22 protein-coding genes are annotated in these 26,622 nt (G+C 66.0%); 15 read left to right on the top strand and 7 right to left on the bottom strand.

Going from position 1 to position 26,622, the window contains the following annotated elements; genetic code table 11:
- Window positions 1-58: 58 nt before the first annotated feature.
- The 3 genes from IB274_RS24460 (at window position 59) to IB274_RS24450 (ending at window position 1,676) form a co-directional block, all read left to right on the top strand.
- The gene (locus tag IB274_RS24460) at window positions 59-835 is read left to right on the top strand and encodes an electron transfer flavoprotein subunit beta (protein WP_192435443.1); all 777 of its coding nucleotides are present in this window, start codon (window positions 59-61) and stop codon (window positions 833-835) included.
- 317 nt (window positions 836-1,152) lie between these two features.
- On the top strand, window positions 1,153-1,383 hold the full coding sequence (locus tag IB274_RS24455) for a hypothetical protein (RefSeq protein ID WP_138213642.1): 231 nt from the start codon (window positions 1,153-1,155) through the stop codon (window positions 1,381-1,383).
- Window positions 1,380-1,676 carry a cell division protein ZapA gene (locus IB274_RS24450; protein ID WP_192435442.1) on the top strand — a complete coding sequence of 99 codons (297 nt, stop codon included), beginning with the start codon at window positions 1,380-1,382 and terminating at the stop codon, window positions 1,674-1,676. The genes IB274_RS24455 and IB274_RS24450 overlap by 4 nt, the downstream gene beginning before the upstream one ends.
- A gap of 315 nt (window positions 1,677-1,991) precedes the next feature.
- Here IB274_RS24450 and IB274_RS24445 read toward each other — a convergent pair whose 3' ends face one another.
- Entirely contained in the window at window positions 1,992-3,416 is a 1,425-nt protein-coding gene (locus IB274_RS24445) for an aspartate ammonia-lyase (RefSeq protein ID WP_045214106.1), read from the bottom strand.
- A 211-nt stretch (window positions 3,417-3,627) separates the two neighbouring features.
- On the opposite strand from IB274_RS24445, the gene IB274_RS24440 reads away from it, so the two are divergent.
- The 4 genes from IB274_RS24440 to IB274_RS24425 all read left to right on the top strand — a co-directional run bounded on the left by IB274_RS24440 (window position 3,628) and on the right by IB274_RS24425 (window position 8,805).
- The gene (locus tag IB274_RS24440) at window positions 3,628-4,542 is read left to right on the top strand and encodes a LysR substrate-binding domain-containing protein (protein ID WP_024766745.1); all 915 of its coding nucleotides are present in this window, start codon (window positions 3,628-3,630) and stop codon (window positions 4,540-4,542) included.
- Between the two features lie 126 nt (window positions 4,543-4,668).
- Entirely contained in the window at window positions 4,669-5,253 is a 585-nt protein-coding gene (locus IB274_RS24435) for an RNA polymerase sigma factor (RefSeq protein ID WP_192435441.1), read from the top strand.
- Complete coding sequence (locus tag IB274_RS24430; RefSeq protein ID WP_412548447.1) at window positions 5,250-6,257, top strand: FecR family protein; 1,008 nt, start codon at window positions 5,250-5,252, stop codon at window positions 6,255-6,257. Before IB274_RS24435 ends, IB274_RS24430 begins: the two co-directional genes overlap by 4 nt.
- A gap of 115 nt (window positions 6,258-6,372) precedes the next feature.
- A complete protein-coding gene (locus IB274_RS24425; protein ID WP_192435439.1) occupies window positions 6,373-8,805 on the top strand; it encodes a TonB-dependent siderophore receptor in 2,433 nt (810 codons plus the stop codon).
- A 103-nt stretch (window positions 8,806-8,908) separates the two neighbouring features.
- On the opposite strand, the gene zwf is transcribed toward IB274_RS24425, so the two are convergent.
- On the bottom strand, window positions 8,909-10,384 hold the full coding sequence (gene zwf, locus IB274_RS24420) for a glucose-6-phosphate dehydrogenase (RefSeq protein ID WP_192435438.1): 1,476 nt from the start codon (window positions 10,382-10,384) through the stop codon (window positions 8,909-8,911).
- A gap of 90 nt (window positions 10,385-10,474) precedes the next feature.
- Between zwf and hexR the strand changes: the two genes are divergently transcribed.
- A complete protein-coding gene (gene hexR / locus IB274_RS24415) occupies window positions 10,475-11,359 on the top strand; it encodes a transcriptional regulator HexR (RefSeq protein ID WP_138213612.1) in 885 nt (294 codons plus the stop codon).
- A 257-nt stretch (window positions 11,360-11,616) separates the two neighbouring features.
- Window positions 11,617-11,832, top strand: coding sequence for a PA3496 family putative envelope integrity protein (locus tag IB274_RS24410; RefSeq protein WP_192435437.1), 216 nt, complete (start codon window positions 11,617-11,619; stop codon window positions 11,830-11,832).
- Here the strand turns inward: IB274_RS24410 and IB274_RS24405 are convergent.
- Window positions 11,786-12,721 carry a LysR family transcriptional regulator gene (locus tag IB274_RS24405; RefSeq protein WP_192435436.1) on the bottom strand — a complete coding sequence of 312 codons (936 nt, stop codon included), beginning with the start codon at window positions 12,719-12,721 and terminating at the stop codon, window positions 11,786-11,788. The two genes, IB274_RS24410 and IB274_RS24405, sit on opposite strands and share 47 nt — an antisense overlap.
- 227 nt (window positions 12,722-12,948) lie before the next feature.
- Between IB274_RS24405 and IB274_RS24400 the strand changes: the two genes are divergently transcribed.
- The 3 genes from IB274_RS24400 (at window position 12,949) to IB274_RS24390 (ending at window position 16,994) form a co-directional block, all read left to right on the top strand.
- Window positions 12,949-14,364 carry an acetyl-CoA carboxylase biotin carboxylase subunit gene (locus tag IB274_RS24400; RefSeq protein ID WP_024766119.1) on the top strand — a complete coding sequence of 472 codons (1,416 nt, stop codon included), beginning with the start codon at window positions 12,949-12,951 and terminating at the stop codon, window positions 14,362-14,364.
- Window positions 14,365-14,375: 11 nt separating this feature from the next.
- A complete protein-coding gene (gene oadA / locus IB274_RS24395; protein WP_192435435.1) occupies window positions 14,376-16,190 on the top strand; it encodes a sodium-extruding oxaloacetate decarboxylase subunit alpha in 1,815 nt (604 codons plus the stop codon).
- Between the two features lie 168 nt (window positions 16,191-16,358).
- The gene (locus IB274_RS24390) at window positions 16,359-16,994 is read left to right on the top strand and encodes a c-type cytochrome (protein ID WP_225615009.1); all 636 of its coding nucleotides are present in this window, start codon (window positions 16,359-16,361) and stop codon (window positions 16,992-16,994) included.
- A gap of 146 nt (window positions 16,995-17,140) precedes the next feature.
- On the opposite strand, the gene IB274_RS24385 is transcribed toward IB274_RS24390, so the two are convergent.
- Window positions 17,141-20,119 carry an autotransporter domain-containing protein gene (locus tag IB274_RS24385; protein ID WP_192435434.1) on the bottom strand — a complete coding sequence of 993 codons (2,979 nt, stop codon included), beginning with the start codon at window positions 20,117-20,119 and terminating at the stop codon, window positions 17,141-17,143.
- 173 nt (window positions 20,120-20,292) lie between these two features.
- On the opposite strand from IB274_RS24385, the gene IB274_RS24380 reads away from it, so the two are divergent.
- Window positions 20,293-20,634, top strand: coding sequence for a zinc ribbon domain-containing protein YjdM (locus IB274_RS24380; RefSeq protein ID WP_192435433.1), 342 nt, complete (start codon window positions 20,293-20,295; stop codon window positions 20,632-20,634).
- Window positions 20,635-20,701: 67 nt separating this feature from the next.
- Here the strand turns inward: IB274_RS24380 and IB274_RS24375 are convergent, their stop codons facing one another.
- The 3 genes from IB274_RS24375 to IB274_RS24365 form a co-directional block, all read right to left on the bottom strand.
- Window positions 20,702-21,541, bottom strand: coding sequence for an acyl-CoA thioesterase (locus IB274_RS24375; protein ID WP_192435432.1), 840 nt, complete (start codon window positions 21,539-21,541; stop codon window positions 20,702-20,704).
- Window positions 21,542-21,619: 78 nt separating this feature from the next.
- On the bottom strand, window positions 21,620-22,648 hold the full coding sequence (locus tag IB274_RS24370) for a DUF5924 family protein (RefSeq protein ID WP_192435431.1): 1,029 nt from the start codon (window positions 22,646-22,648) through the stop codon (window positions 21,620-21,622).
- Between the two features lie 323 nt (window positions 22,649-22,971).
- The gene (locus IB274_RS24365; RefSeq protein WP_192435430.1) at window positions 22,972-23,880 is read right to left on the bottom strand and encodes a LysR substrate-binding domain-containing protein; all 909 of its coding nucleotides are present in this window, start codon (window positions 23,878-23,880) and stop codon (window positions 22,972-22,974) included.
- A 204-nt stretch (window positions 23,881-24,084) separates the two neighbouring features.
- Between IB274_RS24365 and IB274_RS24360 the strand changes: the two genes are divergently transcribed.
- Window positions 24,085-24,882 carry a carbon-nitrogen hydrolase family protein gene (locus IB274_RS24360; protein WP_192435429.1) on the top strand — a complete coding sequence of 266 codons (798 nt, stop codon included), beginning with the start codon at window positions 24,085-24,087 and terminating at the stop codon, window positions 24,880-24,882.
- Window positions 24,883-25,077: 195 nt separating this feature from the next.
- On the top strand, window positions 25,078-26,571 hold the full coding sequence (locus IB274_RS24355) for an aldehyde dehydrogenase (RefSeq protein WP_192435428.1): 1,494 nt from the start codon (window positions 25,078-25,080) through the stop codon (window positions 26,569-26,571).
- The last annotated feature ends 51 nt before the right edge of the window (window positions 26,572-26,622 follow it).

Here is a 26,622-nt window from a genome sequence, read left to right as displayed (position 1 = left end):
CTATCGTCACAACGGCGGATAACGCTGCGCGTTATTCGCCCTACGTCGAGATTGCAGCATGAACGACCTGAACATCGTCGCCCTGGTTTCCATCGGTGCCCACCCCGCATCCGGCCGCGCGCGCCGCGCCGATCAGGATGCCCGCGCGGTGGAACTGGGCATGAGCCTCGCTGGCAAGCGCCTGCGCGTGGTGCATGCCGGTGATGCCGGCGAAGAAGCGCTGCGCGGCTACCTCGGCATGGGCCTGGATGAACTGGCGGTGCTCGAGCAGCCCGCTGGCGCCGACGCCTTGCCGGCGCTGACGGCCTATCTCGGAGACAGCGATGCGCAACTGGTGCTCACCGGCACCCAGGCGGAAACCGGCGAAGGCTCCGGCATGCTGCCCTTCCTGCTGGCCGAGCGCCTGGGCTGGCCGCTGGTGGTCGGCCTGGCGGAAGTGGAGAAGGTGGAAGGCGGCAGCGCCCAGGTGCTGCAGGCTTTGCCCCGCGGCCAGCGCCGTCGGCTGAAGGTGCGCCTGCCCTTCGTCGCCAGCGTCGACAATGCCGCGCCGGTAGCCCGGCAGAGTGCATTCGGCCCGGCACGTCGCGGCTACCTGGAAGCCCATGAAGTAGAAGTAGTGGATGACCCGCTGCTTGCCGAAGGCAATCTTCAACCGGCGCGCCCGCGTCCCAAGCGCCTGAAGGTGATCAAGGCGAAGACGGGTGCCGAGCGCATGAAGGCCGCCACCGCCAAGGCATCCGGCGGTACCGGGCAGGTGCTCAAGGACGTCACGGCTGAAGCGGGCGCCGAGGCGATCTTCAAGCTGCTGCGTGAAGAAGGCGTGATTCGTATCTGACGGCTCTTCGTAGGAGCGAGCTTGTTTGCGAACGGATTACCGGCCGTTCCGGCGTCAAGCGGTTCGCGAGCAATAACGAGGGCGTCCCCCTCGCTCCTACCGGTTTGCTTCACCGTAGGCGTGGCAGCGAACCTTGCGGGCGATTTTCCGGTCCAATTCGCGCTGGTAGCCGGAAATCATTGAAATGACACGAGAATCATCTCGTAAGCTATTGAATTGACAGTATACGGCTTGTCAGAAGAATCCCGTTTCTGCTGGCCCCGCCGCGCCCCTTTCTTTATCCTCCGCACCCTTTGAAAGGCTTTGCGGAGGCTCCCATGCTTGATTCCACCCTCGAACAACTTGAACAGCTGGTCGCCGAACTGCTGCAGCAGAACGAAGTGCTGGTGCAGGACAACGCCGCTGTGCGTGAAGAGCTGCTCAAGGCCCGTGAGGAAAACGACAGCTTGCAGCTGTCCCTGATGGAGCAGGAAGAGAAGCACAACGCCACGGCCACCCGCCTGCAGGCGCTGATCCGCCGCGTCAGCGATAGCCGCGCCCACGCATGAGTGGCGACGGCGTCCGCGTCCTGCGCATCCTCGGACGCGAATACAGCGTCCGGGCGCCGGTCGGTGAAGAGCGCCGGCTGCAGGACGCGGCCGCGCTGTTGCAGGCGGAGATCACCGCCAGCAAGAAGAAATTCCCCTACGTCACCAGCAACGAGCTGATGGTGCTTTCCGCGCTCAATCTCTGTGCCCGCCAGCTCGGCGCGCAGGACGAGGAGTGCGACGAGGCGGACGCCGTGGAGCGTATCGCCGCCCTCAACCGGCGGATTCTCGATCACCTGCAACGGCAGGACTGATCTCCCGCGTTTCTGCCATTCGTAGGATCGTGGGGGACGCCTGGTCCTTGCTTGCGAACCTGATCCTGCACCGGCACCTTCCGAGCTTGGGCATACCCAAATCGCAGGCAAAAAAAGGGGACACCGGGGTAAGCGGTGTCCCTTCTAAAGGAGAGTGGGCCAAGAGGCCCCTCAACCGGTGAGACGTGGCGCTTCGGACAAGTCCGCCGCGCCGGGCATAAAAGAAGGGAGTGGGGGTAACCAATCCCTGAAAGGTGAGGGAGGAATACTCCCCCTCAACCGGTGAGACGTGCCCGGCTCGCGCCGGGCGGAGGATCAGGCGCGCAGCGGAATCAGGCGCGGGGCGATCATGTTTTCCGGCAGCAGGATGTCGGCCAGGGTGGCTTCGTCCAGCAGCTTCTCCTCGCGAACCAGCTCCAGCACGCCGCGGCCGGTTTCCAGCGCAGTCTTGGCGATACGGGTGGAGTTTTCGTAGCCGATGTACGGGTTCAGCGCGGTGACCAGGCCGATGCTGTGCTCCACCAGTTGGTGGCAGCGCTCGACGTTGGCGGTGATGCCGGTGATGCAGTGCTCGCGCAGCATGTCCATGGCGCGCTGGAGTAGGCGGATCGAGTCGAAGATCTTGTAGGCGATCAGCGGCTCCATCACGTTCAGCTGCAGCTGGCCGCCTTCGGCCGCGATGGTCAGCGCCAGGTCGTTGCCCATGATTTCGAAGGCGCACATGTTCACCGCCTCCGGGATCACCGGGTTGACCTTGCCCGGCATGATCGAGCTGCCCGGCTGGCGCGGCGGCAGGTTGATCTCGTTGATGCCGGTGCGCGGGCCGCTGGACAGCAGGCGCAGGTCGTTGCAGATCTTCGACAGCTTGACCGCGGTGCGCTTGAGCATGCCGGAGAACAGCACGAAGGCGCCCATGTCGGAGGTGGCTTCGATCAGGTCGGCAGCCGGAACGACCGGGTGGCCGCTGATTTCAGCCAGGCGCTCGACAGCCAGCTTCTGGTAGCCGGGGTCGGCGTTGATGCCGGTGCCGATCGCGGTGCCGCCGAGGTTCACTTCGGTCAGCAGTTCCGGCGCCAGGCGACGCAGGCGGTCGAGGTCTTCGCCCAGGGTGGTGGCGAAGGCGTGGAATTCCTGGCCGAGGGTCATCGGTACCGCGTCCTGCAGCTGGGTACGGCCCATCTTCAGTACGCCGGCGAACTCGACGCCCTTGGCGGCGAAGGCCTGGATCAGGCTGTCGAGGCTGGCCAGCAGGGTGTCGTGGCCGAGCAGCAGGCCCAGGCGGATGGCGGTCGGGTAAGCGTCGTTGGTCGACTGCGCCATGTTCACGTCGTTGTTCGGGTGCAGGTACTTGTACTCACCCTTGGTGTGGCCCATGGCTTCCAGCGCGATGTTCGCGATCACTTCGTTCGCGTTCATGTTGGTGGAAGTACCGGCGCCACCCTGGATCATGTCCACCACGAACTGGTCGTGGAAGTCACCGCGGATCAGGCGGGCACAGGCTTCGCTGATGGCAGCGTGCTTCTCGTTCGACAGGTGGCCAAGCTGGTGGTTGGCATCGGCTGCCGCCTGTTTGACCATCGCCAGGCCGACGACCAGTTTCGGGTAGTGCGACAGCGGCACGCCCGAGAGGCGGAAGTTGTTCACAGCGCGCAGGGTCTGGATGCCGAAGTAGGCGTCAGAAGGTACTTCGAGGGTGCCGAGGAGGTCTTTCTCGATGCGGAACGATGCAACAGGGGACATGACGGGGATTGTCTCAGGGAAACACGGCCAGTGCCGCGATGCCCGGTAGACTAGGGATTTCGCCTTTCGTCGGCCAATGCTGTTAAAGGCTGCCTCATGCACGAACGGCATAATGTACCCTGTGACGAATTGATGACGGCGAGCGTGCGACTGTGCTACGCGCGCCCGGCTCCTGACCAATCGATCAGCGTGTGAATGCGTTGGAGTTGACGTGAACCTCGAGACCAAATGGCTGGAAGACTTCAGCACCCTGGCCACCACCCGCAGTTTTTCCCAGGCCGCCGAAAAGCGCTTCGTCACCCAGCCGGCCTTCAGCCGACGCATCCGCAGCCTGGAAGATGCCCTCGGCCTGACCCTGGTGAACCGCCAGCGCACGCCCATCGAACTGACCGAAGCGGGGCAACTGTTCCTCGTCACCGCCCGCGCAGTGGTTGAGCAACTCGGCCAGGTGGTGCGCCACCTGCACCACCTGGAAGGCGGGCAGGGCGAGGTGCTGCAGTTCGCCGCCGCGCACTCGCTGGCGCTGGGATTCTTCCCCGCGTGGATTTCCCGGCTGCGCTCGGAAGGCCTGAATATCGCCAGCCGCCTGGTGGCGACCAACGTCGGCGAGGCGGTACACCTGCTGCGCGAAGGCGGCTGCGACCTGATGATGGCCTTCTACGACCCGGACGCTGCCTTGCAGATGGACCCGGAAGTCTTCCCCTCGCTGCACCTGGGGCGCACCGAAATGCTGCCGGTGTGCGCGGTGAACTCCGCCGGCGTGCCGCTCTTCGATCTCGACAGCGGGCAGAGCGTGCCGCTGCTGGCCTACAGTGCCGGTGCCTTCCTCGGTCGCGGCGTGAACCTGCTGCTGCGCCAGCGCAACCTGCGTTACACGACGGTCTATGAAACGGCGATGGCCGACAGCCTGAAGAGCATGGCGCTGCAGGGCATGGGTGTGGCCTGGGTGCCGCGCCTGAGCATGGAGTCGGAGCTGGCGCGCGGCGAGCTGGCGCTTTGCGGCGGCCCGCACTGGATCGTCCCGCAGGAAATCCGCCTGTACCGCTGCGCCCTGGTGCGCAAGGCGCAGATTCGCCTGCTCTGGCGCAAGCTGGAAGGCGGCCTGGGGCTGGACGAGACGCCCTGATCCGCCGCGCGGAGGCGGACGACCGGGGCTGTTCTGTTTATTTGATAAGCATTATCATTTGCGGCTTCCCAGGGTCTTCCCCTTGCGCCGGCTTCGGTGCGGACCGCTGGCGAGCCTCCGTCACCGATGTCCCATTCCGACCGCCCGGCCGACTCCCGTGCCGCGGACGCCCCGGCGCCCGCCGAGGCGCTGCCGCGCGAGGATTTCCTGCGGGTGTTCCTCTCCCAGCGCCCGCGCATGGAGGCCCTGGTGCAACGCCGCGTCGGTTGCCGCGCCACCGCGGCGGACCTGGTGCAGGACCTTTTCCTGCGCTTCTGGAAGCGCCAGCAGGCGCCAGTGGAAGAACTCGGAAGCTATCTGCTGCGCAGCGCGCGCAACCTCGCCATCGACCACCTGCGCGGCGAGGACTCGCGCGGCCGCACCCTGAGCGCGCTGCTGCCCGATGACGACGATGCCCAGCCTTCGCCGGAACAGGCGGTACAGGCCGGCGCCGACCTGGCACTCATAGAAGACGCCCTGCGCCAGTTGCCCGAGCGCACCCGCCACATCTTCCTGCTCAGCCGCGTGCATGGCCGCACCTACGGCGAGATCGCCACCGCCATGGGGCTTTCCCAGAGCGCGGTGGAAAAACATATGATGCGCGCCCTCGATGCTTGCAAGGCGAGCCTGATGCCCGCCGCGCCGGCCAATCGCCGTGGAGCCGCCGACTGATGAAGCCCGACATCGCCACCTCGCCCGAGGACGCCCAGCGTCAGGCGCGCCAGTGGCTGCTGCGTCTGTATGATCGCGGCGGCGAAGCCTGGTTGGGTGCTTTCCAGGCCTGGCTGGCGGCTGATCCCCGGCACGCCAGCGCCTATGCCGAAGTCGATGCGCTCTGGCAGGCCAGTGCCGCGCCGGCGCAACGGCTGGCGATGGAGGAGGGCGACGCCTTGAGCGCCTATCTGGCGCAGATGGAGCGCCCCGCGAATCGTCGCGCGCAACCCAATCACCGACGCTGGGGCTATCCGCTGGCCAGCGCCGCGTGCCTGCTGCTGATGCTCTGGGCCGGTGGTTGGTGGTCGCCGGGCAACTGGCTCACCGACCTCTCCGCGGACTACGTCAGCGCACCGGGCAAAGTCCGCGAGATCACCCTGGACGACGGCTCGCGCCTGACCCTGGATGCCGACAGCGCCGTCGCCGTCTCCCTGGACGGCGAGCAACGCCGCGTCGAGCTGTTGCGCGGCGCCGCCTCCTTTGCCGTAAAGCACCTGCCGAAGCCCTTCGTAGTGCGCGCGGGCGAAGGCGAAGCGCGGGTGCTGGGCACCGAATTCGAAGTCCGTCGTCTGGGCGGGCAGACCCGCGTCACCGTCGCCGAAGGCCGCGTCTCGGTGCGTGGCAGCCACGCGGTTGGCGGACCGGAAGTGGTGCTCGGGGCTGGCGAACGTATTGAAATCGACGGCACGAAGCTGGGTGAGGCACAGCCCGACGACGCACAGGCCGCGCTCGCCTGGCGCCAGGGTTGGCTGACCTTCTACCGCGCGCCGCTGGGCGAGGTGCTGGAGCGTCTGGGCACCTACTACCCGGGGCGCATCGTACTGCTCGACCCGGAGCTGGCACAGCGTCGGGTCAGCGGCAGTTTCCGCAGCGCCGACCCACAGGCCGCGCTGGATTCGCTGCAGGCGGTGGTGGGCTTCCGCCAGCAGCCGCTGCTCGGGCGCTTCGTGCTGATTCGCTGAGCGCGGAAAATATTTTCGAAAAAGGGATGAGGTACCGACGCGGCTGCTCCGTGTAGTGGTCATGAATGCGATTTATTCGCATGTGAAGTCGACCTTTCGAGCAAGTGAGCCCCCGATGACCCCGCTGCGCCGCGCTGTCCCCGAACTGTCCCTGAAACCGCTCGCCGCCTTCGTGCTCGGCACCGCTCTGGTCGCCGCGCAGGCACCGGCCGCAATAGCCGAAGAAGCCGCCACCAGTTCCGCGCTGCAGGCGAAATTCGCTTTCGACATCGCCGCCCAGCCGCTGCCCCAGGCGCTCAGCGAGTTCAGCCGGGTGAGCGGCCTGAGCGTGGTCTACACCGATGACGCACCTTACGACCTCAAGGCCCCGGCGGTCTCCGGCCAGCTCAGCGGCAATGACGCGCTGAACCGTCTCCTCGCCGGTTCCGGTTACCGCTTCCGCGCCCTCGATGGTCATACCCTGACCCTGGAGCGCCTGCCCGTCGACACCCTGAGTCTCAACGACACCACCGTCACCGGTCAGACTGCTGCCACCAGCTACCAGCCAGCGCCGGTGGCCTCCATCGGCCGCACGGACACGCTGGTGCTGGAAACCCCGCAGAGCATCGTCACCGTTCCGGCGCAGGCGCTGCGCGACCAGAAGCCGCGCAACCTCGACGACGCGCTGGGCAACGTCAGCGGCGTGACCCAGGCCAACACCCTCGGCGGCACCCAGGACGCGGTGATGAAGCGCGGCTTCGGCGACAACCGCGACGGCTCGATCATGCGCGACGGATTGCCCTCGGTGCTGGGCCGCAACCTCACCGCCACCGCCGATCACGTCGAAGTGCTAAAAGGTCCGGCCTCCGTTCTCTACGGCATCCAGGACCCGGGCGGCGTGGTCAATGTGGTGAGCAAGAAGCCGCAGCTGCAGCAATACAACGCCGTCACCCTGCGTGGCTCGACCTTCGCCCACGGCAAGCAGGGCAGCGGCGCGCAGATCGATACCACCGGCGCGCTGGGCGAGAGCAACTTGGCCTACCGGCTGATCGTCGATCACCAGGACGAGAACTACTGGCGCAACTTCGGCCAGCAGCGCGAAACCCTCGTCGCGCCATCGCTGGCCTGGTTCGGTGAGGACACCACGATCAACCTCAGCTACGAGCACCGCGAGTTCAAGACGCCGTTCGACCGTGGCACCGCCATCGATCCACGCACCAACAGGCCGCTGGACATCCCGCGCAGCCGCCGGCTGGACGAGCCGTTCAATATCACTGAAGGCCGCTCCGACCTGAGCCGCCTGGACATCGAGCACCGCCTCGACGACGCCTGGAAGGCGCACTTCGCCTACGGCTGGACCCGCGAGACCTACGACGACAACCAGGCGCGGGTGACCAAGGTCAACGGCAACGGCAACGGCACCGTCACCCGTCGCGTCGACGGCACCCACGGTGCGGTGAGCAGCGACAGCTTCGCCACCGCCAGCCTGAACGGCGACCTGCAACTGGGCGGCTTTCGCCACGAACTGGTGGTCGGCGTCGACAGCGAGAAGCGCAAGATCTATCGCGCCGACCTGATCCGCGACACCAAGAACACCACCCTGAACTACCTCGATCCGGTCTACGGGCAGATTTCCCCGGCCACCCGCGTCAGCCCGTCGGACAGCGACCAGACTGACAAGCTGCGCAGTGATTCGCTGTTCCTGCAGGATTCCTGGCATCTGGACGACCACTGGATCCTGGTCGCTGGCGGGCGCTACCAGATGTACGACCAGTACGCCGGGCGTGGCCGGCCATTCAAGGCCAACACCGATATCAGCGGGCAGAAGTGGGTGCCACGCGCCGGGGTGATCTACAAGATCAACGACGAGATGTCGCTTTACGGCAGCTATACCCAGTCGTTCAAGCCCAACTCCACCATCGCGCCGCTCTCCACGGGCGAGGTGATCGACTCGGCGATCCAGCCTGAGGAGGCGTCGTCCTGGGAAATCGGCGGCAAGCTCGATATGCCCGGCCGCGTCACCGCCAACCTGGCGTTCTTCGACATCCGCAAGCGCAACGTGATGGTCACCCAGCTCGACGCCAACGGCGACAGCCGCGTCAGCACCGCCGGCAAGGTGCGCTCCTATGGCGCCGAGCTGGATGTCACCGGCCAACTGACTGACAGCTGGAGCCTGCTCGGCAGCTACGCCTGGCTAGATGCGGAAGTGACCGAGGATCCGGAGTTGGAGGGCAACCGACTACAGAACGTGGCGAAGGAAACCGCCTCGCTGACGGCGGTGTACGACGCCGGCTCGCTGCTCGGCGGCGACGACCTGCGCCTGGGCGGCGGCGCGCGTTATGTGGGCAAGCGCGCGGGCGATCCGTCCAACTCCTTCGAGCTGCCGTCCTACACCGTGGCCGACGCCTTCGCCAGCTACGACACCAAAGTGGGCGGGCACAACGTCGGTTTCCAGTTCAACGTGAAGAACCTGTTCGACCGCACCTATTACCCGTCGGCGGCGAACAACCTCTACGTGGCTATCGGCGAGCCTCGGCAGTTCGAGTTTTCGACCACGGTGGAGTTCTGATCCGGGCGACTCGTGGCGGGCACGCACGGCAATTGCGGGATGGGTATCGCTGTGCTCCTCGCCATCCCAGGAGGCTTTCATCCGGCAAAACCCGCGCGGTGCATCACTCCAGCCAGCGCCGCCCCTGCAACTCCAGCAGCGTCTGCGCCTGCTCCGGCCCATTGCTGCCGGCGGGGTAGGGGCGCGGGCTCAGGTAATGCTCGTGCCAGCCCTTGATGATCGGGTCGATCCAGCTCCAGGCCGCTTCTACCTCGTCGCGGCGCATGAACAGCGTCGAATCGCCCTCGATCACGTCCAGCAGCAGGCGTTCGTAGGCGTCCCAGCGGCGCTTGTTAGTGTTGAAGGCTTGGGCGAGGTTGAGGTCCAGTTCCACCGGTTCCAGTTGCATGCCCTTGCCGGGGGCCTTGGCCATCAGCTGCACGCTGATGCGCTCCTCCGGCTGCAGTCTTATCCACAGGCGGTTGGCCGCGCCGGCGCCGCTGCCGATCAGGCTGTTGGGCACCGGCTTGAACTGAATGACGATCTCCGAGCATTTCTTCGCCATGCGCTTGCCGGTGCGCAAATAGAACGGAACGCCGCTCCAGCGCCAGTTGTCGATCTCGGCCTGAACGGCGACGAAAGTCTCGGTATCGCTGTCGTTGTCGACATTTTTCTCGAACCAGTAGGCCGGCACTTCCTGCCCGCCGATGTGCCCGGCGGTGTACTGGCCGCGCACGGTCTTGTCCTGCACGTCCTGCCCGGAAATCGGCCGGAGCGCCTGGAGGATCTTCACCTTCTCGTTGCGCACCGCCTCGGCGTCGAAGCGCACCGGCGCCTCCATGGTCACCAGGCAGAGCAGTTGCAGCAGGTGGTTCTGCACCATGTCACGCATGGCCCCGGCATGGTCGTAGTAGCTGCCGCGGTTCTCCACGCCCAGGGTTTCGCTGACGGTGATCTGCACGTGGTCGATGTGCCCGTTGCGCCACACCGGCTCGAACAGGGTGTTGGCGAAGCGCAGGGCCATCAGGTTCTGCACGGTTTCCTTGCCCAGGTAGTGATCGATGCGGAACACCCGCGACTCGTCGAATACTTCACCGATGGCCTGGTTGATCGCCACCGCCGACTCCAGCGAATGCCCCAGCGGCTTCTCCAGCACGATGCGCGCCAGCGGCCCGGCGAGGCCGGCGATCTTCAGGTTCTGCGCAATCGGCGCGAACAGGCTCGGCGCGGTGGCCAGATAGTGCACCAGCACGCGGCCTTCCGTGCGCTTGAGGGCCTTGGCCACACGGGCGAAGTCGGCGCTCTGCGAGGCGTCCATCGCCACGTATTCCAGGCGCTGGGCGAAACTGCGCCAGGCCTCGGCGGAAAAGTCGCTGCGCGCCACCTGGGCGCGGCAGTTGCGTTCGGCCAGGGCGAGGTAGGCGGCGTTGTCGCGCTGGCTGCGGGCCAGGGCGAAGATCCGCGTGTCGGCCGGCAGGCGATTCTCCCGGTGCAGGTGATAGAGCGCCGGCAGCAGCTTGTGCAGCGCCAGGTCACCGCTGCCGCCGAACACCAGAATGTCGCAGGAGCTGGGAAGACTAAGGCTGGCGGGCGTATTCAAGACTTATTCCCTGGGCGTGGCGGTTAGTTTTGTAGTATAACTACAACAAGACTACATAAATTTCAGACAACTATCACCGAGCCTATCCCTGTGAACCTTTTGCAGCACATTGCCCAGTCGCGTCATCTGCTCCGCAAGTCGGAGCTCAAGGTTGCCGATCACGTGATGCAGGACCCTGCATCGGTCATGCACAGCTCCATGGCGGACCTCGCCCACAGTGTTGGCGTCAGCGAGCCGACCATCGTGCGCTTCTGCCGCGCCATTGGTTGCAGCGGCTTCCAGGACCTCAAGCTCAAGCTGGCGCAGAGCCTGGCCGCCGGCGCCAGTTTCGGCCAGTTCTCGATCAACGAGAGCGACTCGGTGGCGGACTTCAGCCTGAAGATCTTCGACACCACCCTGCACTCGCTGATGGAGGTGCGCGAGAACCTCGACACCCACGCCCTGGAACGCGCCATCGCGGCCATCGCCCACGCCCAGCGCGTCGAGTTCTACGGTTTCGGCGCCTCCGGCGCGGTGGCGGCGGATGCCCAGCACAAGTTCTTCCGCCTGCTCCTGTCGGCGGCGGCCTACTCCGACCCGCACATGCAGGCCATGTCGGCGGTGACCCTGAAGCCCTCGGACGTGGCAATCTGCATCTCCCAGTCCGGCCGTTCCAAGGACCTTCTGGTGACCGCCAACCTGGTGCGCGAAGCCGGCGCCACGCTGATCACCCTGTGCCCCAGCCAGACTCCGCTGGCGGACCTGGCCACGGTCAATCTGGCGGTAGACGTGCACGAAGACACCGATATCTACACCCCGCTAACCTCGCGTATCGCTCACCTGGTGGTGATCGACGTGCTGGCGATGGGCGTAGCCATGGCCCGCGGCCCGGACCTGGTGAATCACCTCAAGAGCGTGAAGCGCAGCCTGCGCAGCCTGCGCCTGTCGCCGAAGGTGGTGAAGAACCACGAAGAGCGCCCGGAAGAGGCGTCCTAAGACAGTACCTGTAGGCGAGAGAAGGCTTTTCTGTAGGAGCGAGCTTGCTCGCGAATAGCGTCGACTGGGAACTCTGACGGCGGGCGGTTCGCGAGCAAGCTCGCTCCTACGAAGATCAAAGGCTCCTCGGGTTATCCGAAATCGCCCCGATGCCAACCGCCCGTCGGCGTCACCGGCGCTTCATTCCCGCGTCGTCAAACGGTCATCCATCGTCAGCATGCTGGCGTCTCCAGCCCTCAGGCCTTGGGAGATGCGAGATGCCCCGCCATATCGACGACACCCAGCTGCAAGTGGATAGCAAGACCCGCCGCAAGCTCGAAGACCAACGACGCATGCAGTTCCGTCGCGCCATCGAGGATCGCATGGAGGCCCAGCGCCTCGCCCTCGAAACCTCCGATTATCCCGACCTGATCGCCGCCGTCTACCTCACTTCGGCGAGGCAGGGCCGGCGAAGCGTTCGGCCAGCTGGCTGATCAGCGCCCGCTCTTCACGGATGAAGGCGACGAACGCCTGGGCCACCGGGCTCAGGCGCTTGCCGCGGGCGTGCACCAGACACCAGCTGCGGTAGAGCGGCAGCTCTTCCACCGGCAGCTCGTGGAGCAGCCCGGATTGCAGTTCGCGGCTCACCGCGTGGCGCGGCAGCAGCGCCAGCCCCAGACCCGCCAGCACCCCTTCGCGTGAACCCTCCAGCGAGGCGAATTCCAGCGTCTGCGGGAAGTGTGCGCGCTTCTGCTGGAAGTGTTCCTCACAGGCCTTGCGCGTGCCCGAGCCGGGCTCGCGGACCAGCAGCGGGTAGGGTTCCAGGTCCTTCAGCGAAAGCTTCGCGGCGTTGCACAGCGGATGGTCCGGCGGCGCCACCGCAACGATCGGGTTGTTCAGGAAGGGCAGGAATTCCAGCGCCATGTCCTGCGGCACCAGGGACATGATCACCAGGTCGTCGCGGTTGTCCGACAGGCGCTTGATCACCTGCGCGCGGTTGACCACCGTGAGGTTCAGGCTGACGTCCGGGTGCTGCGCGTGGAAGGCGGCGAACAGGTGCGGGGTGATGTACTTGGCGCTGGATTCCACCGCCAGGCGCAGCTGGCCCTGCAGCGAGCCCTTGAGGTCGGAGAGGTTCATGTCCAGCACTTCCAGGCGCTGGAAGATGTCGGTGGTGGCGCGCAGCAGGGCGTCGGCGGCATCGGTCTGGTAGAGCTTCTTGCCGATGTACTCGAACAGCGGCTGGCCGACCAGCTCTTCCAGCTGGCGGATCTGCAGGCTCACCGCCGGCTGGGTCAGGGCCATTTCCTCCGCGGCGCGGCTGTAGGAACGGCTTTCGCACACCGCGCGGAAAACCTGCAGCTGGCGAAGGGTCATACGCATCAATGACTTACGCATAGAACTCGGCCTGATCGCGACAATTCCGCTCAACTATAAAGCATTCTTTATGGCTACCCCAATAATTATTGATTTTGGTTAATCCTCCCTCCCGCGCTAGGGTAAAAACACGCCGGAACCCGCTCCGGCCGAGAGAGCCAGCTGCCGCGAGCGGAGCTGCCGATGGGTTTTTACGCCGGGGTCCAAAAGGCCCGGGCCGAGGGAAAGCTGCAGTGATCAAGAAAATCCTGATCGCCAACCGTGGGGAGATCGCTGTCCGGATCGTGCGCGCCTGTGCTGAGATGGGCATCCGTTCGGTGGCCGTCTATTCCGATGCCGACCGTCACGCCCTGCACGTCAAGCGCGCCGACGAAGCCCACAGCCTGGGCGCCGATCCGCTGGCGGGTTACCTGAACCCCCGCGCCCTGGTGAACCTGGCGGTGGAAACCGGTTGCGACGCGCTGCACCCGGGCTACGGCTTCCTCTCCGAGAACGCCGAGCTGGCCGATATCTGCGCCGAGCGCGGGATCAAGTTCATCGGCCCGTCGGCGGAAGTCATCCGCCGCATGGGTGACAAGACCGAAGCGCGCCGCAGCATGATCGCCGCCGGCGTGCCCTGCACTCCCGGCACCGAAGGCAATGTCGCCGACCTGGCCGAAGCACTCTCCGAAGCCGAGCGCATCGGCTACCCGGTGATGCTCAAGGCCACCTCCGGTGGTGGCGGCCGCGGCATCCGCCGCTGCAACAGCCGCGAAGAGCTGGAGCAGAACTTCCCCCGCGTGATCTCCGAGGCCACCAAGGCGTTCGGCAGCGCGGAAGTCTTCCTCGAGAAGTGCATCGTCAACCCCAAGCACATCGAGGCGCAGATTCTCGCCGACTCCTTCGGCAACACCGTGCACCTGTTCGAGCGCGACTGTTCGATCCAGCGCCGCAACCAGAAACTGATCGAGATCGCCCCCAGCCCGCAGCTCACCCCCGAGCAGCGTGCCTACATTGGTGACCTCTCCGTGCGCGCGGCCAAGGCCGTGGGCTACGAGAACGCCGGCACTGTGGAGTTCCTGCTCGCCGACGGCGAGGTGTACTTCATGGAGATGAATACCCGCGTGCAGGTGGAACACACCATCACCGAGGAAATCACCGGCATCGACATCGTCCGCGAGCAGATCCGCGTGGCCTCCGGCCTGCCGCTCTCGGTCAAGCAGGAAGACATCATTCACCGCGGCTTCGCGTTGCAGTTCCGGATCAACGCCGAAGACCCGAAGAACAACTTCCTGCCGTCCTTCGGCAAGATCACCCGCTACTACGCGCCAGGCGGCCCTGGCGTGCGCACCGACACGGCGATCTACACCGGCTACACCATCCCGCCGTACTACGACTCGATGTGCCTGAAGCTGGTGGTCTGGGCGCTGACCTGGGAAGAGGCGCTGGACCGCGGCCTGCGTGCGCTGGACGACATGCGCGTGCAGGGCGTGAAGACCACCGCGGCCTACTACCAGGAAATCCTCAAGAACCCGGAATTCCGTAACGGCCAGTTCAATACCAGCTTCGTTGAAAGCCACCCGGAACTGACCCAGTACTCGATCAAGCGCACCCCGTCGCACCTGGCCATCGCCATCGCTACCGCCATTGCCGCCCACGCTGGCCTGTGAGGAATTCGTCCATGACCGTTTCCAAGAAAGTCACCGTCACCGATACCATCCTGCGCGACGCTCACCAGTCGCTGCTGGCGACCCGGATGCGCACCGAAGACATGCTGCCGATCTGCGACAAGCTCGACCAGGTCGGCTACTGGTCGCTGGAAGTCTGGGGTGGCGCCACCTTCGACGCCTGCGTGCGCTTCCTCAAGGAAGACCCGTGGGAGCGCCTGCGCAAGCTCAAGGCCGCGCTGCCCAACACCCGCCTGCAGATGCTACTGCGCGGGCAGAACCTGCTGGGCTACCGCCATTACAGCGATGATGTGGTCCGCGCCTTCGTCGCCAAGGCGGCGGTCAACGGCATCGACGTGTTCCGCATCTTCGACGCGATGAACGACGTGCGTAACCTGCGCGTTTCCATCGAGGCCGTGAAGGCCGCCGGCAAGCACGCCCAGGGCACCATCGCCTACACCACCAGCCCGGTGCACACCATCGATGCCTTCGTTGCCCAGGGCAAGGCCATGGCCGACATGGGCGTGGATTCCATCGCCATCAAGGACATGGCCGGCCTGCTGACCCCCTACGCCACCGGCGAGCTGGTCAAGGCGCTGAAGGACGCGCTGCCGCTGGACGTGGTCGTGCACTCCCACGACACCGCCGGCGTCGCCAGCATGTGCCAGCTCAAGGCTGTGGAAAACGGCGCTGACCGCATCGACACCGCCATCTCCAGCATGGCCTGGGGCACCAGCCACCCGGGCACCGAATCCATGGTTGCCGCCCTGCGCGACACGCCGTTCGACACCGGCCTGGACCTGGAGCTGATCCAGGAAATCGGCATGTACTTCCACGCCGTGCGCAAGAAGTACCACCAGTTCGAGAGCGAGTTCACCGGCGTGGATACCCGCGTGCAGGTCAACCAGGTGCCGGGCGGGATGATTTCCAACCTGGCCAACCAGCTCAAGGAACAGGGCGCGCTGAACCGCATGGCCGAAGTGCTCGCGGAAATCCCGCGGGTGCGCGAAGACCTCGGCTTCCCGCCCCTGGTCACCCCGACCTCGCAGATCGTCGGCACCCAGGCGTTCTTCAACGTGCTGGCCGGCGAGCGCTACAAGACCATCACCAACGAGGTGAAGCTCTACCTGCAGGGCCGCTACGGCAAGGCGCCGGGCAAGATCGACGAGACCCTGCGCCGCCAGGCCATCGGCAACGAGGAAGTGATCGACGTACGCCCGGCCGACCTGCTCAAACCGGAGCTGAACAAGCTGCGCGAGGAGATCGGCAGCCTGGCCAAGTCCGAAGAAGACGTGCTGACCTTCGCCATGTTCCCGGACATTGGCCGCAAGTTCCTCGAAGAGCGTGCCGCCGGCACCCTGAAACCCGAAGAGCTGCTGCCGATTCCCAACGGCAAGGGCGTCGCCGCTGCTGGCGGTGAAGGCGTACCGACCGAGTTCGTGGTCGACGTGCACGGCGAAAGCTACCGCGTGGACATCACCGGCGTCGGCGTGAAGACCGACGGCAAACGCCACTTCTACCTGTCGGTGGATGGCATGCCCGAGGAAGTGGTGTTCGAGCCGCTCAATGAATTCGTCGCCGGTGGCGGCAGCAAGCGAAAGCAGGCCAGCGAGCCGGGCCATGTCAGCACCACCATGCCGGGCAACATCGTCGATGTGCTGGTCAAGGAAGGCGACAGTGTGAAGGCCGGCCAGGCCGTGCTGATCACCGAAGCAATGAAGATGGAGACCGAAGTGCAGGCAGGCATCGCTGGCACCGTGAAGGCCATCCACGTAGCCAAGGGCGACCGGGTCAATCCCGGTGAGATCCTGGTTGAAATTGAAGGCTGACCAAGGACAGACGGGTCTTTAAGGTTCAGTCCCACGGGGGAGCACGATGCTCCCCTTTTTTTTGCGTGCCGGTTCGCTTTTGCTCAGACCGATTGGTTGATCCAGGTCGGAAATTTCCTTCAGAAACCCATTAGCGTCGACCCTGGGAAAACTGACCAGGGTGTGGTGATGGGGAGAGTCGTTCTGTTGTGGGTGCTGCTGTGCGGGGCCTCCCAGGCTTTGGCGCAATCATCGGAGATGATGGATCGGCTCGCTGCGCTGGAGCAGGATCCTGCCAAGCGCGAGCAGGCCTATGCCGCCGCGCAGGAGCGCATCCTGCTGTGCAGCAAGTGCCACGGCGAGGATGGCAACAGCAAGCGCGACTACATCCCCAACCTGGCCGGGCAGAATCCGCAGTACCTCTTCGATGCTTTCGAGAAGTATGTCGACGGCCAACGCACCGACTTCGTGATGAACCAGGCGGCCAAGCTGCTGACCATCAACGAGCGGGTCAACATCGCCTACTACTTCAGCCAGCAGAAGGTCCTGCCACGTGCGGAGGCGGCGCCGGAGAGGGCGTTGGTGGAGCAGGGCGCCCAGCGCTTCGCCACGGTCTGCATTACCTGCCACGGCGAGAAGGCCATGGGGCGCGATGGCTTCCCGCGCATTGCCGGCCAGCCGCAGGTCTATCTCACCCATGCTCTGCAGCGATACCGCGACAAGGACCCGAGCCGCGCGGATTCGCCGATGCTGGCGGTGGCGGCGTTGCTCAATGACGACGATATCCCTGCGTTGACCGCCTACCTCAGCCAGTTGCAGCCCTGAAAGCAGCCAGCCGCCCCGAGGCGGCTGGCTGTTGTGCTGAGCGGCGGGTGTTTACTGCTGCTTGTCGGCTGGCTTGGCTGTTTCGACGGCCCGTTGGGCCGGAGCGGCAGCTTGTTCCGCCGGGCTTTATCGTCAGCGGATCGTGATCAGAACGCCATCTGCCACTGCGCGATCAGGGCGTGGTTCTGCGCGTTGCTGCCCATCTGGCCGCTGTAGCCGATGCCGACGGTGTTGCGCGCCGAGACGCCGACATCGAAGCCGACGTCCAGCAGCAGGCTGTTGCGATCCAGCGCGGTGCCCTGAACGCTGAAGGCGTCGCCGCCGGCGATGAAGGACTGGCGGGTTTCGCTGTCGATGTCGCCGAAGGTGTGGCGCCAGCCCAGGCCCAGGCGCGGGGTGAAGCTCATGCCGTTGCTCAGGGTGTCGAGGCGCGCGATGCGCAGGCCAAGGGTGCTGCTCAGGTTGTCCTGGTCCTGGGAATCGACGTGCAGCGCGGCGGCGCCGCCCTTCTCGTCGTACGAATCGCGCTCGTAGCGCTGGTAGTCCAGGCGCGCGTAGGGCTCGGCGCTCAGACGGCCGCTGCCCATGGCGTAGCCAGTCTCGGCGAACGCCTGCCAGCTGTCGGCGTCGTAGTCGCCCTTGGGACGATCGCTGAAGCCGTCGAACTCGACTCGGCGTTTGCTCTCGCCGTCGTGGCTGCTGTAGGCCGCGCCCAGGCGCACTGCCAGCGGGCCGCTCTGGTGCAGCGCATAGGCGCCCAGGTGCCAGCTGTCGATGTCGCCGGAGACGCCGCTGCTGCCGTCCAGGTCGGTGTGCGAGTAGCCGCCGAGCACGCCCAGGCGCCAGTCCGGAGTCACCGCCCAGTCGGCGCCGAGCAGGGTGCCGCCGGTGTTCTGTTGCAGGTCGCCGCTGTTGTCGTGTTCGTCGAGCTTGCCGTGGCTGCCGATACCCTGCACCCAGAGGCGGCCGGCGGCGTTCGGGTCGTTCAGGTTGCGCGCTGCGCTGGGCACGCCGGTGGCGGCGAGCATCGGCGTGTCGCTGCGCTCGGTGGCCGCCAGCAGGCTGCTGCTGCCCAGCTGGCGCACGGCATTGAGCATGGCGCTGCCGACCTGCTGGCTGCCGGCGATGGTCGCGGCGGCCAGGCTGGCGTTGCTGGCGCCGGCCAGTTGCTCCAGGGCCGCCGTGGCGTTGTCCGCGTCGCTGGTGATCAGCGCGTTGTACAGCGCGCCGCCGTTCTGGCTCTGCAGGGCGGAGGCGGCGTTACGGCCGTTGCCGCTGCTGGCCAGGTCGCCGAACTGCACGTCGTTGCGGGTCAGTTGCAGGTCGACGCTGTTGGCGCTGTAGCTCAGGGTCGGGGTGAGGAAGGCGAAGTTGCTCTTCACGTCGGCGAACTGGCCGCTGACGCCGCCGGTAGAGCTGATCACCTGCACGTTGCTCTGCCACGGCCAGTTGCCGCTGCCGGCCTGCACCGAGAGGTGCGAGCCGTCGATGCGGGTGCTGCCGTCCACCTGCACGGTGGCGTGGGCGCCGCTGGGCTCCACGCCGAAGGACAGGGTCGAGCCGCTCTGCAGGTCCAGGTTGCCGGTCACATGGGCGGCGCCGGTTGCCGGCGAGGTGACCAAGGTGCCGGCGACGTTCAGCCCGCCAACACGGCCGCTGCCCGAGTAGGTCGCGCCCTGGTCGATCTGCAGGGTGCCGAGGAGGCTGCCGGTGTTGTTCAGGCTGGCGCCGCTGAAGACTTCGCCGCCTTCGCTGAAGTCGTTGGTGCTGGAGAGCGTCCAGCTGCCCTGTTTCACGTCCAGCCATTCGAAGTTGGCGCTGTTGCCGAAGCTGCCGCCAGCGGCGTCGTCGTCGTCGAGGGTCACGGTGTCGCGGCCGCTGCCGCCGTCCACCAGGCCTTCGAAGCGGCTGCCGGAGTGCTGCACCAGTCTGTCATTGCCGCCACCCATTTCCAGGGCTACGCCGTTCCCACCGTGGATCAGGCCGTCGTTGACCACGGTGTCGTCGAGGTCGCCGGACAGGGTCACGCCGGAGAGCTTCTCGCCAGTGATGGTGCCGTGGTTTTCCAGGTAGGTGGAGCTGAAGCCACTATTACCGTTGCCGTCGTCGACCAGGATGCCGCGATCGACGCTGCGGATCACCGCGCCGGCGTAGTTGATGATGGTGCCGCCTCCCATGGCTATGCCTTCGCTGCTGTTCGGCGAGCCGTCTTTCTCGCCGGCAGCGCCCAGGCCTTCGATGACGCCGTGATTCTCGATATGGCCGGTGTAGTCGATGTCCACGCCGTCGCCGTCGCCGTTTGGCACCAGGCCGTTGTAGGCGCCGCTGATGCGCCCGTAGTTGATCACCGTGCCGTCGCCGTCGGAACCGAAGCCAGAGCCATTGCGGCCGATGATCACGCCATCGGCGTAGTTGATCAGGGTGGCGCCGACATCGGTGGTGATGCCGTGGCGGCCGCCACTGATGAGGCCGTGGTTTTCCACGTAGCCGCCCGAGGCGCCCTGGAAGTCGATGCCGTCGTTCTTGGTGTCGGCGGTGATCATGTCCGAGCTGCTGATCTCGCCATAGTTGGTGATCGTCGCGTTGCCGCCGGGGCGGATGCCGTCGTTACCATCGCTGTGGATGATCCCGCTGGCGCGGTTGATCAGGGTGACAGTGGCGTTGCTCTGCAGCTTGTCGAAGTCCAGCGCCTGGCCGGTGGCGGAATAGATGGTGCCGGCGTTGTCGACCAGCACGTTGCCGGCGCTGAACGGGTTGTTCATGCGGATTGCGTCGTCGTAGCCGAGGATGCGCCCGCCTTCGCGGTTGACGATCTGGTAGAAGCGGGTGGTGCTGTCGCTGCCGGAAGTATCGACCACGCGGCCGGTGGTGGACTGCATCAGGCCGCTGTTGTCGATGACCACGCCGGTGCCGGTGGCTGCGCCCTTGAGGTCCACGCTCTTACCACTGGTGACCAGGCTGCCGGTGCTGGTGACGGTCAGGGTGTCCTGGTTGGCCAGGGTCCGGCTGCCAGTCTGCGCGTCGCTGATGATGGGCGACACCGGAACGGCAGCGACGGTTTCAGCGGCGAGGCTCGCCAGCACCAGGGTGATGCTCAGCGCGAGCGGGGAGGGCTTGTGCAGCATGGCGCGGCGTCCTTTTTCTTATCAAAGAGGCCGCCTTTTATAGCGATGGATTATGAATGTTCTGTAACGGTGCTGGCGCTTTGCCGCTCTTTGCCAACTGGGTCGCCGGGCAGGAAAGGGAGAAACCTTATATACTCTGCGGTCTTTTTACCGCTTTCATTGTGAGAACCGCCGTGAGCCAGCTGCCGCCTTGCCCCAAATGCAACTCCGAATACACCTACGAAGACGGCGCCCAGCTGGTCTGCCCCGAGTGCGCCCATGAGTGGTCGGCCGCCGGCTCGGGCGAGACCGACAGCGATGCCCGCGTGATCAAGGACGCGGTCGGCAACCTGCTGCAGGACGGCGACACTGTCAGCGTGATCAAGGACCTCAAGGTCAAGGGTTCGTCCCTGGTGGTGAAGGTCGGCACCAAGGTGAAGAACATCCGCCTGGTGGACGGCGACCACGACATCGACTGCAAGATCGACGGCATCGGCGCGATGAAGCTGAAGTCGGAGTTCGTGAAGAAGGTCTGAGCCTTCTCAGCGCTAACAAAAAGCCCGGCCATGTGCCGGGCTTTTCATTGGGTTCCCCCTGCAGGAGTCATTCCTTGTAGTAAACCACCTGGTTGCTGGTCGCCAGCAGTGCGCCGGACTGGCTCCACAGCTGGGCGCTCTGGTCGAAGAAGCCGTTGCGGAATTCCTGGGCGCGGGCGTCGCCGAGCAGGTAGCCGGCACCGACTTCGGCCATCTGCGCGGCGTCGGTGTGGAAGTAGGTGGTGATCGACACGGTGCCGGCCGGCACCGGGGTGGCGCGGCGCAGCCAGATGCGCGGGTAGAAGATGTCACTCATCGCCGCCAGGGACAGGAAGTCCAGCGGACGGTCCTGGGCGTCGCGCAGCCAGAGCTGGCTGCGGCTGGTCTCACCGCTGCCGTCCCATTGGGTGGGGAAGGCGCCGGAGACCGGGCGCATCTCATATTGCTTGGGCCAGGCCACACCCTTGGCGGCAGGGCTCATCGGCTCGAAGTCGCTGGGCGGGGCGAGGTCCGGCGCGGGGATGTCGGTCAGGCTCCAGGTCTCGCGGCGCAGCGCGGTGACCAGGGTAGCGGTGGTGGTGACCTGCTGCTCGCCGGCCTCATCGGCCTGGGTCAGTTGCAGCAGCCAGTGCTGGGTGGAGCGGTTGGTGCGCACCGGCACGGCTTCGACCTGGAAAGCGCCGGCCACCACCGCTGCCGCATAGTTCACCGTCAGCGACACCGGGCTGCCGAGCAGCTGCGGGTGGCGCAGCGCGCCCTGCAGCAGGACCGCAGCGGTGACGCCGCCAAAGGGACCGACCATGTTCCAGTAGTCCTGGCTGGTGTGGCCATCGTAGAGGTTGGGCTGGTCGGCCACGGGTTGCAGGGCCACGGCGCGGTCGAACGGGTGCAGGGTGGTATCGGTCATGACTGTCTCGGCGCTTTTTGTTCTGGGGAGAGGGTCTTGTAGGGGAAAGCGCCGCGTTGGGTCAAGGATACCGAGTGGTCAGGGCGTGACCTCGAACCTCAATGTGCCGATGACTTGCCCGGCCTCGGTAAGCACCTGCACCTGCCAGTCGCCGCTTGGGTCGGTGGGGAAGTTCTGCTTGTGCGTCCAGGCGCGATAACCAGCCTCGCGGCCGCCCTTGATGTCCAGCGCGATGCGGTCAACTTCCTGGCCGTTCAGCCGCCAGGCGTGGTAGATGCGCTCGTTCAATCCGCGCGGGGCGTTGATCGCGGTGTAGGCGTAGAGACCCTGGGATTTGATCTGCGCAACGCTGACCGTCTCCAGGCTGTCGCCGGGGGTGCGTTGGGCGTTGTCGAAGCTCTCGGTCACTGCCATTTCGGTCATCCACAGGGTCGACGGCGGCACCCAGGCGCGAGCGAACCAGCCCACCGCGCCAATGGACAGCGTCAGGCCGACGAGGGCGAACCAGCGCCACCATTTGTGGATCTTCACCGTCACCGCCAGGCTCGGGAAGGACAGCAGCACGGCGATGCCCAGCGCCGCCTGGTAGCTCTGCGGGGTGCTCAGGTGGAGGATGATCGGCAGCGCGGTGAGCAGCACCGCGAACAGCGTCAGGGTGTGGTAGCCGAGGAAGGTCCAGCGCCGCACCGATAGCCACTTGTAGTAGATGGGGTCGGTGATCGCTGCCAGCCCTGCGAGGGTCAGCACGCCGGTGAACAGGGCCTGGCCGCTGTTCCAGGTGGTGGTGACGAAGAAGAATGGCAGGCAGAAGAACAGGCTTTCCTGGTGGATCAGCTGGGTCGCGTAGCGCAGCAGGCCCGGCGGGACTTCCCAGCCGAAGCGGCTCTTGAAGCGTTTGGTCAGCAAGTTCTCCAGCATCAGCCAGATCCAGCTGACTAGCATGACGATGGCCATGGCGCGGGCGAAGCCGGCACGGTGGCGGTCGACCATGATGAAGCTGAACACCCCGGAGCAGAAGCCGAACAGGGCGATGACGCGCGGGTACTTCTGCAGCAGGCCGACGACGAGAGTGATGAGGCGCTGCACGCGCTCTTTCCAGATGGGCATGGGGGGAAGGCATTGCGGATTGGGGGCGAGATTGTAACCCCGGATGTCGGCGCGGGGCACGGGGAGTGACGGGAGGGCTCGGTGTTTGGGCTTTTCCCTCACCCCAGCCCTCTCCCGGTGGGAGAGGGGGCCGTCCGCAGGGCTGGGTCGTTTATGGAGTCAGCCGGCGAGCGCCGAGCTTTCAGAGCCTGCCCAATTGTCCCCTGTCACTCTGGGAGAGGGTTAGGGTGAGGGCAGGCCATCGCACAGGAGGTTGGGTGATTCGCGAGCAAGGACTAGGTGTCCCCCTCGGTCCTACGAAAAGCGAAAGGCGAAAAGCAGCCTCAGTGCTTCCCGCTCAACTCCTCCCGCGCAAAGTCGACGAACAGCTGCGCCGGCTTGGTCAGCTGGGCGCGCTTGAGCCACGCGGCGACCAGGCCGGAGGTGCTGACCTCTTCGGCGACGTCCACCGTCACCACCTTCTTGCCGTCGTAGGTGCACTCGGAATGCGGGCGGGTGACCAGCAGGGAGAAGCCGAAACCCTGGCCGACCATGCCGCGCACCATCTCGATCGACGGCGAGCTGAAGGCGATGTGCGGGTTCAGCCCCAGTTCCTCAAAGATGCGCACGAAGTAGGTGCGGCTGGGCTGCACGTCCAGCAGGATCATCGGCTCCAGCACCAGGTCGCGCAGGGAAACCTTGTCCTGCTTGGCGAAGCGGTGGTTCTCCGGCAGCAGTGCGTAGGGGCGCTGGGCGGGCATCAGCGGGTCGGTGGAGATGGTGGCGTCGAGGTCGTGCTCGTAGAGCAGCGCCAGGTCGAAGCGGCCGGCGGTCAAGCCCTGCACCAGCTCTTGTTGCTCGCCATCGCTGATGCGGATTTCCACGCCGGGATAGCGTTCGCGGAAGCCCGAGATCAGGCGCGGCAGGTAGAGCGGGGCGACCGTCTCGAAGCAGCCGATGTCGATCTGCCCGGCCACCACGTCGTTGTCGGCGAGGGCGTTCTGCTCGAATTCGTGGGCCATGCGCAGCAGTTCCTGCGCCTTGCGGTAGAAGCGCGCGCCGCTGGGGGTGAGCGACACGCCCTGGGCGTGGTGGCGGATGAACAACTGCACGCCGAAGCTTTCTTCCAGCCCCTTGATCGCCGTGGAAATGGACGGCTGCGCGATGTACAGCTTGCGCGACGCCTCGGCTACGCTGCCGCATTCCACGGTGGTCACGAAATACTTCAATTGCCGCAAGGTATAGGAAGCCACTGCACGCCTCGTTGATGCTTTTTTATACAAGATACCGCGTTGGGCCGGCCGGCGGGGGCGGCCCATGGCGAAGATTTTCCTCGCCGGGGACCACATTTTTCATGGCCTTGGCCGCCTGCTGCGACCCTCCGGGCGCGAGCATACTCCAGCGCAGTGCGTGAAAACGCCCTGCAAATCCCGTACACGCAGCCTGGAGTAAAGCTCATGCGTATGGCCCTTTGGCAGACCTGCGGCCTCCCCGGCGATGTCGCCGGCAACCTCGACCAACTGGAGCGCCAGGCCGGCGCCGCGGCCGCCGCCGGCGCGCAACTGCTGCTCTGCCCGGAGCTATGGCTGGGCGGCTACAACGTGCCGCAGCGCATGAACGAGCTGGCCGAAGCGGCGGACGGGCCGTCGGCCGGGCGCATCGGCGAGCTGGCGCAGCGCTTCGGGCTGGCCATCGCCTACGGTTACGCCGAGCGCCATCCCCAGGGCGGCAAGCCTTACAACTCGGTGCAGGTGATCGGCCCGTCCGGCAGCGCGCTGGGCCACTACCGCAAGGCGCACCTGTTCGGTGCCATGGAACGCGAGGTGTTCAGCGCCGGCGATGTGCTGGAAGCGCCGTTCGACTACGCCGGCTGGCGCATCGGCCTGCTGATCTGCTTCGACGTGGAGTACCCCGAGGCGGTGCGCACCCACGCGCTGAACGGCGCCGGGCTGATCCTCATTCCCACCGCGCTGACGCCCGAATACGGCGCGGTGCCGGGGGTGATAGTTCCGGCACGGGCGGTGGAGAACCAGCTGTTCGTCGCCTACTGCAACCACTGCGGCGTGGAAGACGGGCTGGCCTTCCTCGGTGGCTCCTGCATCGTCGCGCCGGACGGTGAACGCCTGGCTGCCGCCGGGCCCGCGGAGAGTCTGCTGATCGTCGATCTGGACCCGCAGCAGCGCGCCCGCCAGGCCGGCACTTTCCCCTACCTGCCGTGCCGTCGCCCCGAGCTTTACGACGCGCTGACCCGCTGAATACGGGCCCTGCAGCGGTGCGCAGGCGCGCACCGTGATGGTGCGCCATGCACCGGGCCGGTGCGTGGCTGCCCAGCTTTTTCATATATCCCGAAGACAAATTTAATAATTTTCCTTGGCAAGGCCTTGGGCGACCATCCAATCCACATTCGAACAACAACGTCCCTCGAGGGCGAGCGAAGCAGGAGTGCCCTGGTGTACAAGCTCAACGATTGGCGGCAGCGTGCTGCCCGGCAGACTTTCATCGACAGCGCGCTGATCGGCGGCCGCCGCGTGACTGCACAGGATGGCGCGACCTTTGCCGCCATCGACCCGGCGACCAATCGCCTGCTGGCCAATGTCGCCGCCTGTGGCGCGGCCGAAGTCGACGCCGCCGTGCGCGTCGCCCGCCAGGCCTTCGAGACCGGCCCGTGGGCACGCATGGCGCCGCGTGAGCGCAAGGCCGTGCTGCAGAGGCTCGCCGAGCTGATGATGGCCCACCGCGACGAACTGGCCCTGCTCGACACCCTGAACATGGGCAAGCCGGTGATGGACGCCTGGAACATCGACGTGCCCGGCGCCGCTGGCGTGTTCTCCTGGTACGCCGAAAGCCTCGACAAGCTCTACGACCAGGTCGCCCCGACCGCGCAGAACGCCCTGGCCACCATCACCCGCACGCCGCTGGGCGTGATCGGCGCCGTGGTGCCGTGGAACTTCCCCCTCGACATGGCCGCCTGGAAGCTGGCGCCCGCGCTGGCTGCCGGCAACTCCGTGGTGCTCAAGCCCGCCGAGCAGTCGCCGTTCTCGGCCCTGCGTCTGGCCGAGCTGGCGCTGGAAGCCGGCATCCCCGAAGGCGTGCTGAACGTCGTGCCGGGCCTGGGTGAAGCCGCCGGCAAGGCGCTGGGCCTGCACCCGGATGTGGACGCCTTGGTGTTCACCGGTTCGACCCAGGTCGGCAAGTACTTCATGCAGTATTCCGCGCAGTCCAACCTCAAGCAGGTCTGGCTGGAATGCGGTGGCAAGAGCCCGAACCTGGTGTTTGCCGACTGCCGCGACCTCGACCTCGCCGCCGAGAAGGCCGCCTTCGGTATCTTCTTCAACCAGGGCGAAGTCTGCTCGGCCAACTCGCGCCTGCTGGTGGAGCGTTCGATCCACGACGAGTTCGTCGAACGCCTGATCGCCAAGGCTCGCGACTGGGCGCCGGGCGACCCGCTGGACCCGGCCAGCCGCGCCGGCTCCATCGTCGACAACAAGCAGACTGCCGGCATCATGGCCTGCATCGACCGCGCCCAGAGCGACGGCGCGCAGCTCGCCTGCGGTGGCCGCCAGCTGAGCTTCAACGGCTCGGACAACTTCATCGAACCGACCATCTTCACCGGCGTGCGCCCGGAGCAATCCCTGGCCCGCGACGAAGTGTTCGGCCCGGTGCTTGCAGTCATCCCCTTCGACAGCGAAGAAGAAGCCGTGCGCCTGGCCAACGACAGCATCTACGGCCTCGCCGCCTCCCTGTGGAGCGACGACCTGCACCGCGCCCACCGCGTGGCGCGCAAGTTGAACGCCGGCACCGTGTCGGTGAACACCGTGGACGCGCTGGACCCGGCGATTCCGTTCGGTGGCGGCAAGCAGTCGGGCTTTGGCCGCGACCTCTCGCTGCATTCCTTCGATAAATACACGCAGCTCAAGACCACCTGGTTCCAGCTGCGCGACTGAATGAAAGACAGGCCGCCGGGGTCGCGCCCGGCACCTGAGCAACACCCGAAT

This window comes from Pseudomonas sp. PDM18 (genome assembly GCF_014852585.1).
Lineage (GTDB): Bacteria > Pseudomonadota > Gammaproteobacteria > Pseudomonadales > Pseudomonadaceae > Pseudomonas.
Note: the sequence above shows the minus strand (reverse complement) of the source record. Positions and strands in the feature narration are given on the sequence as shown.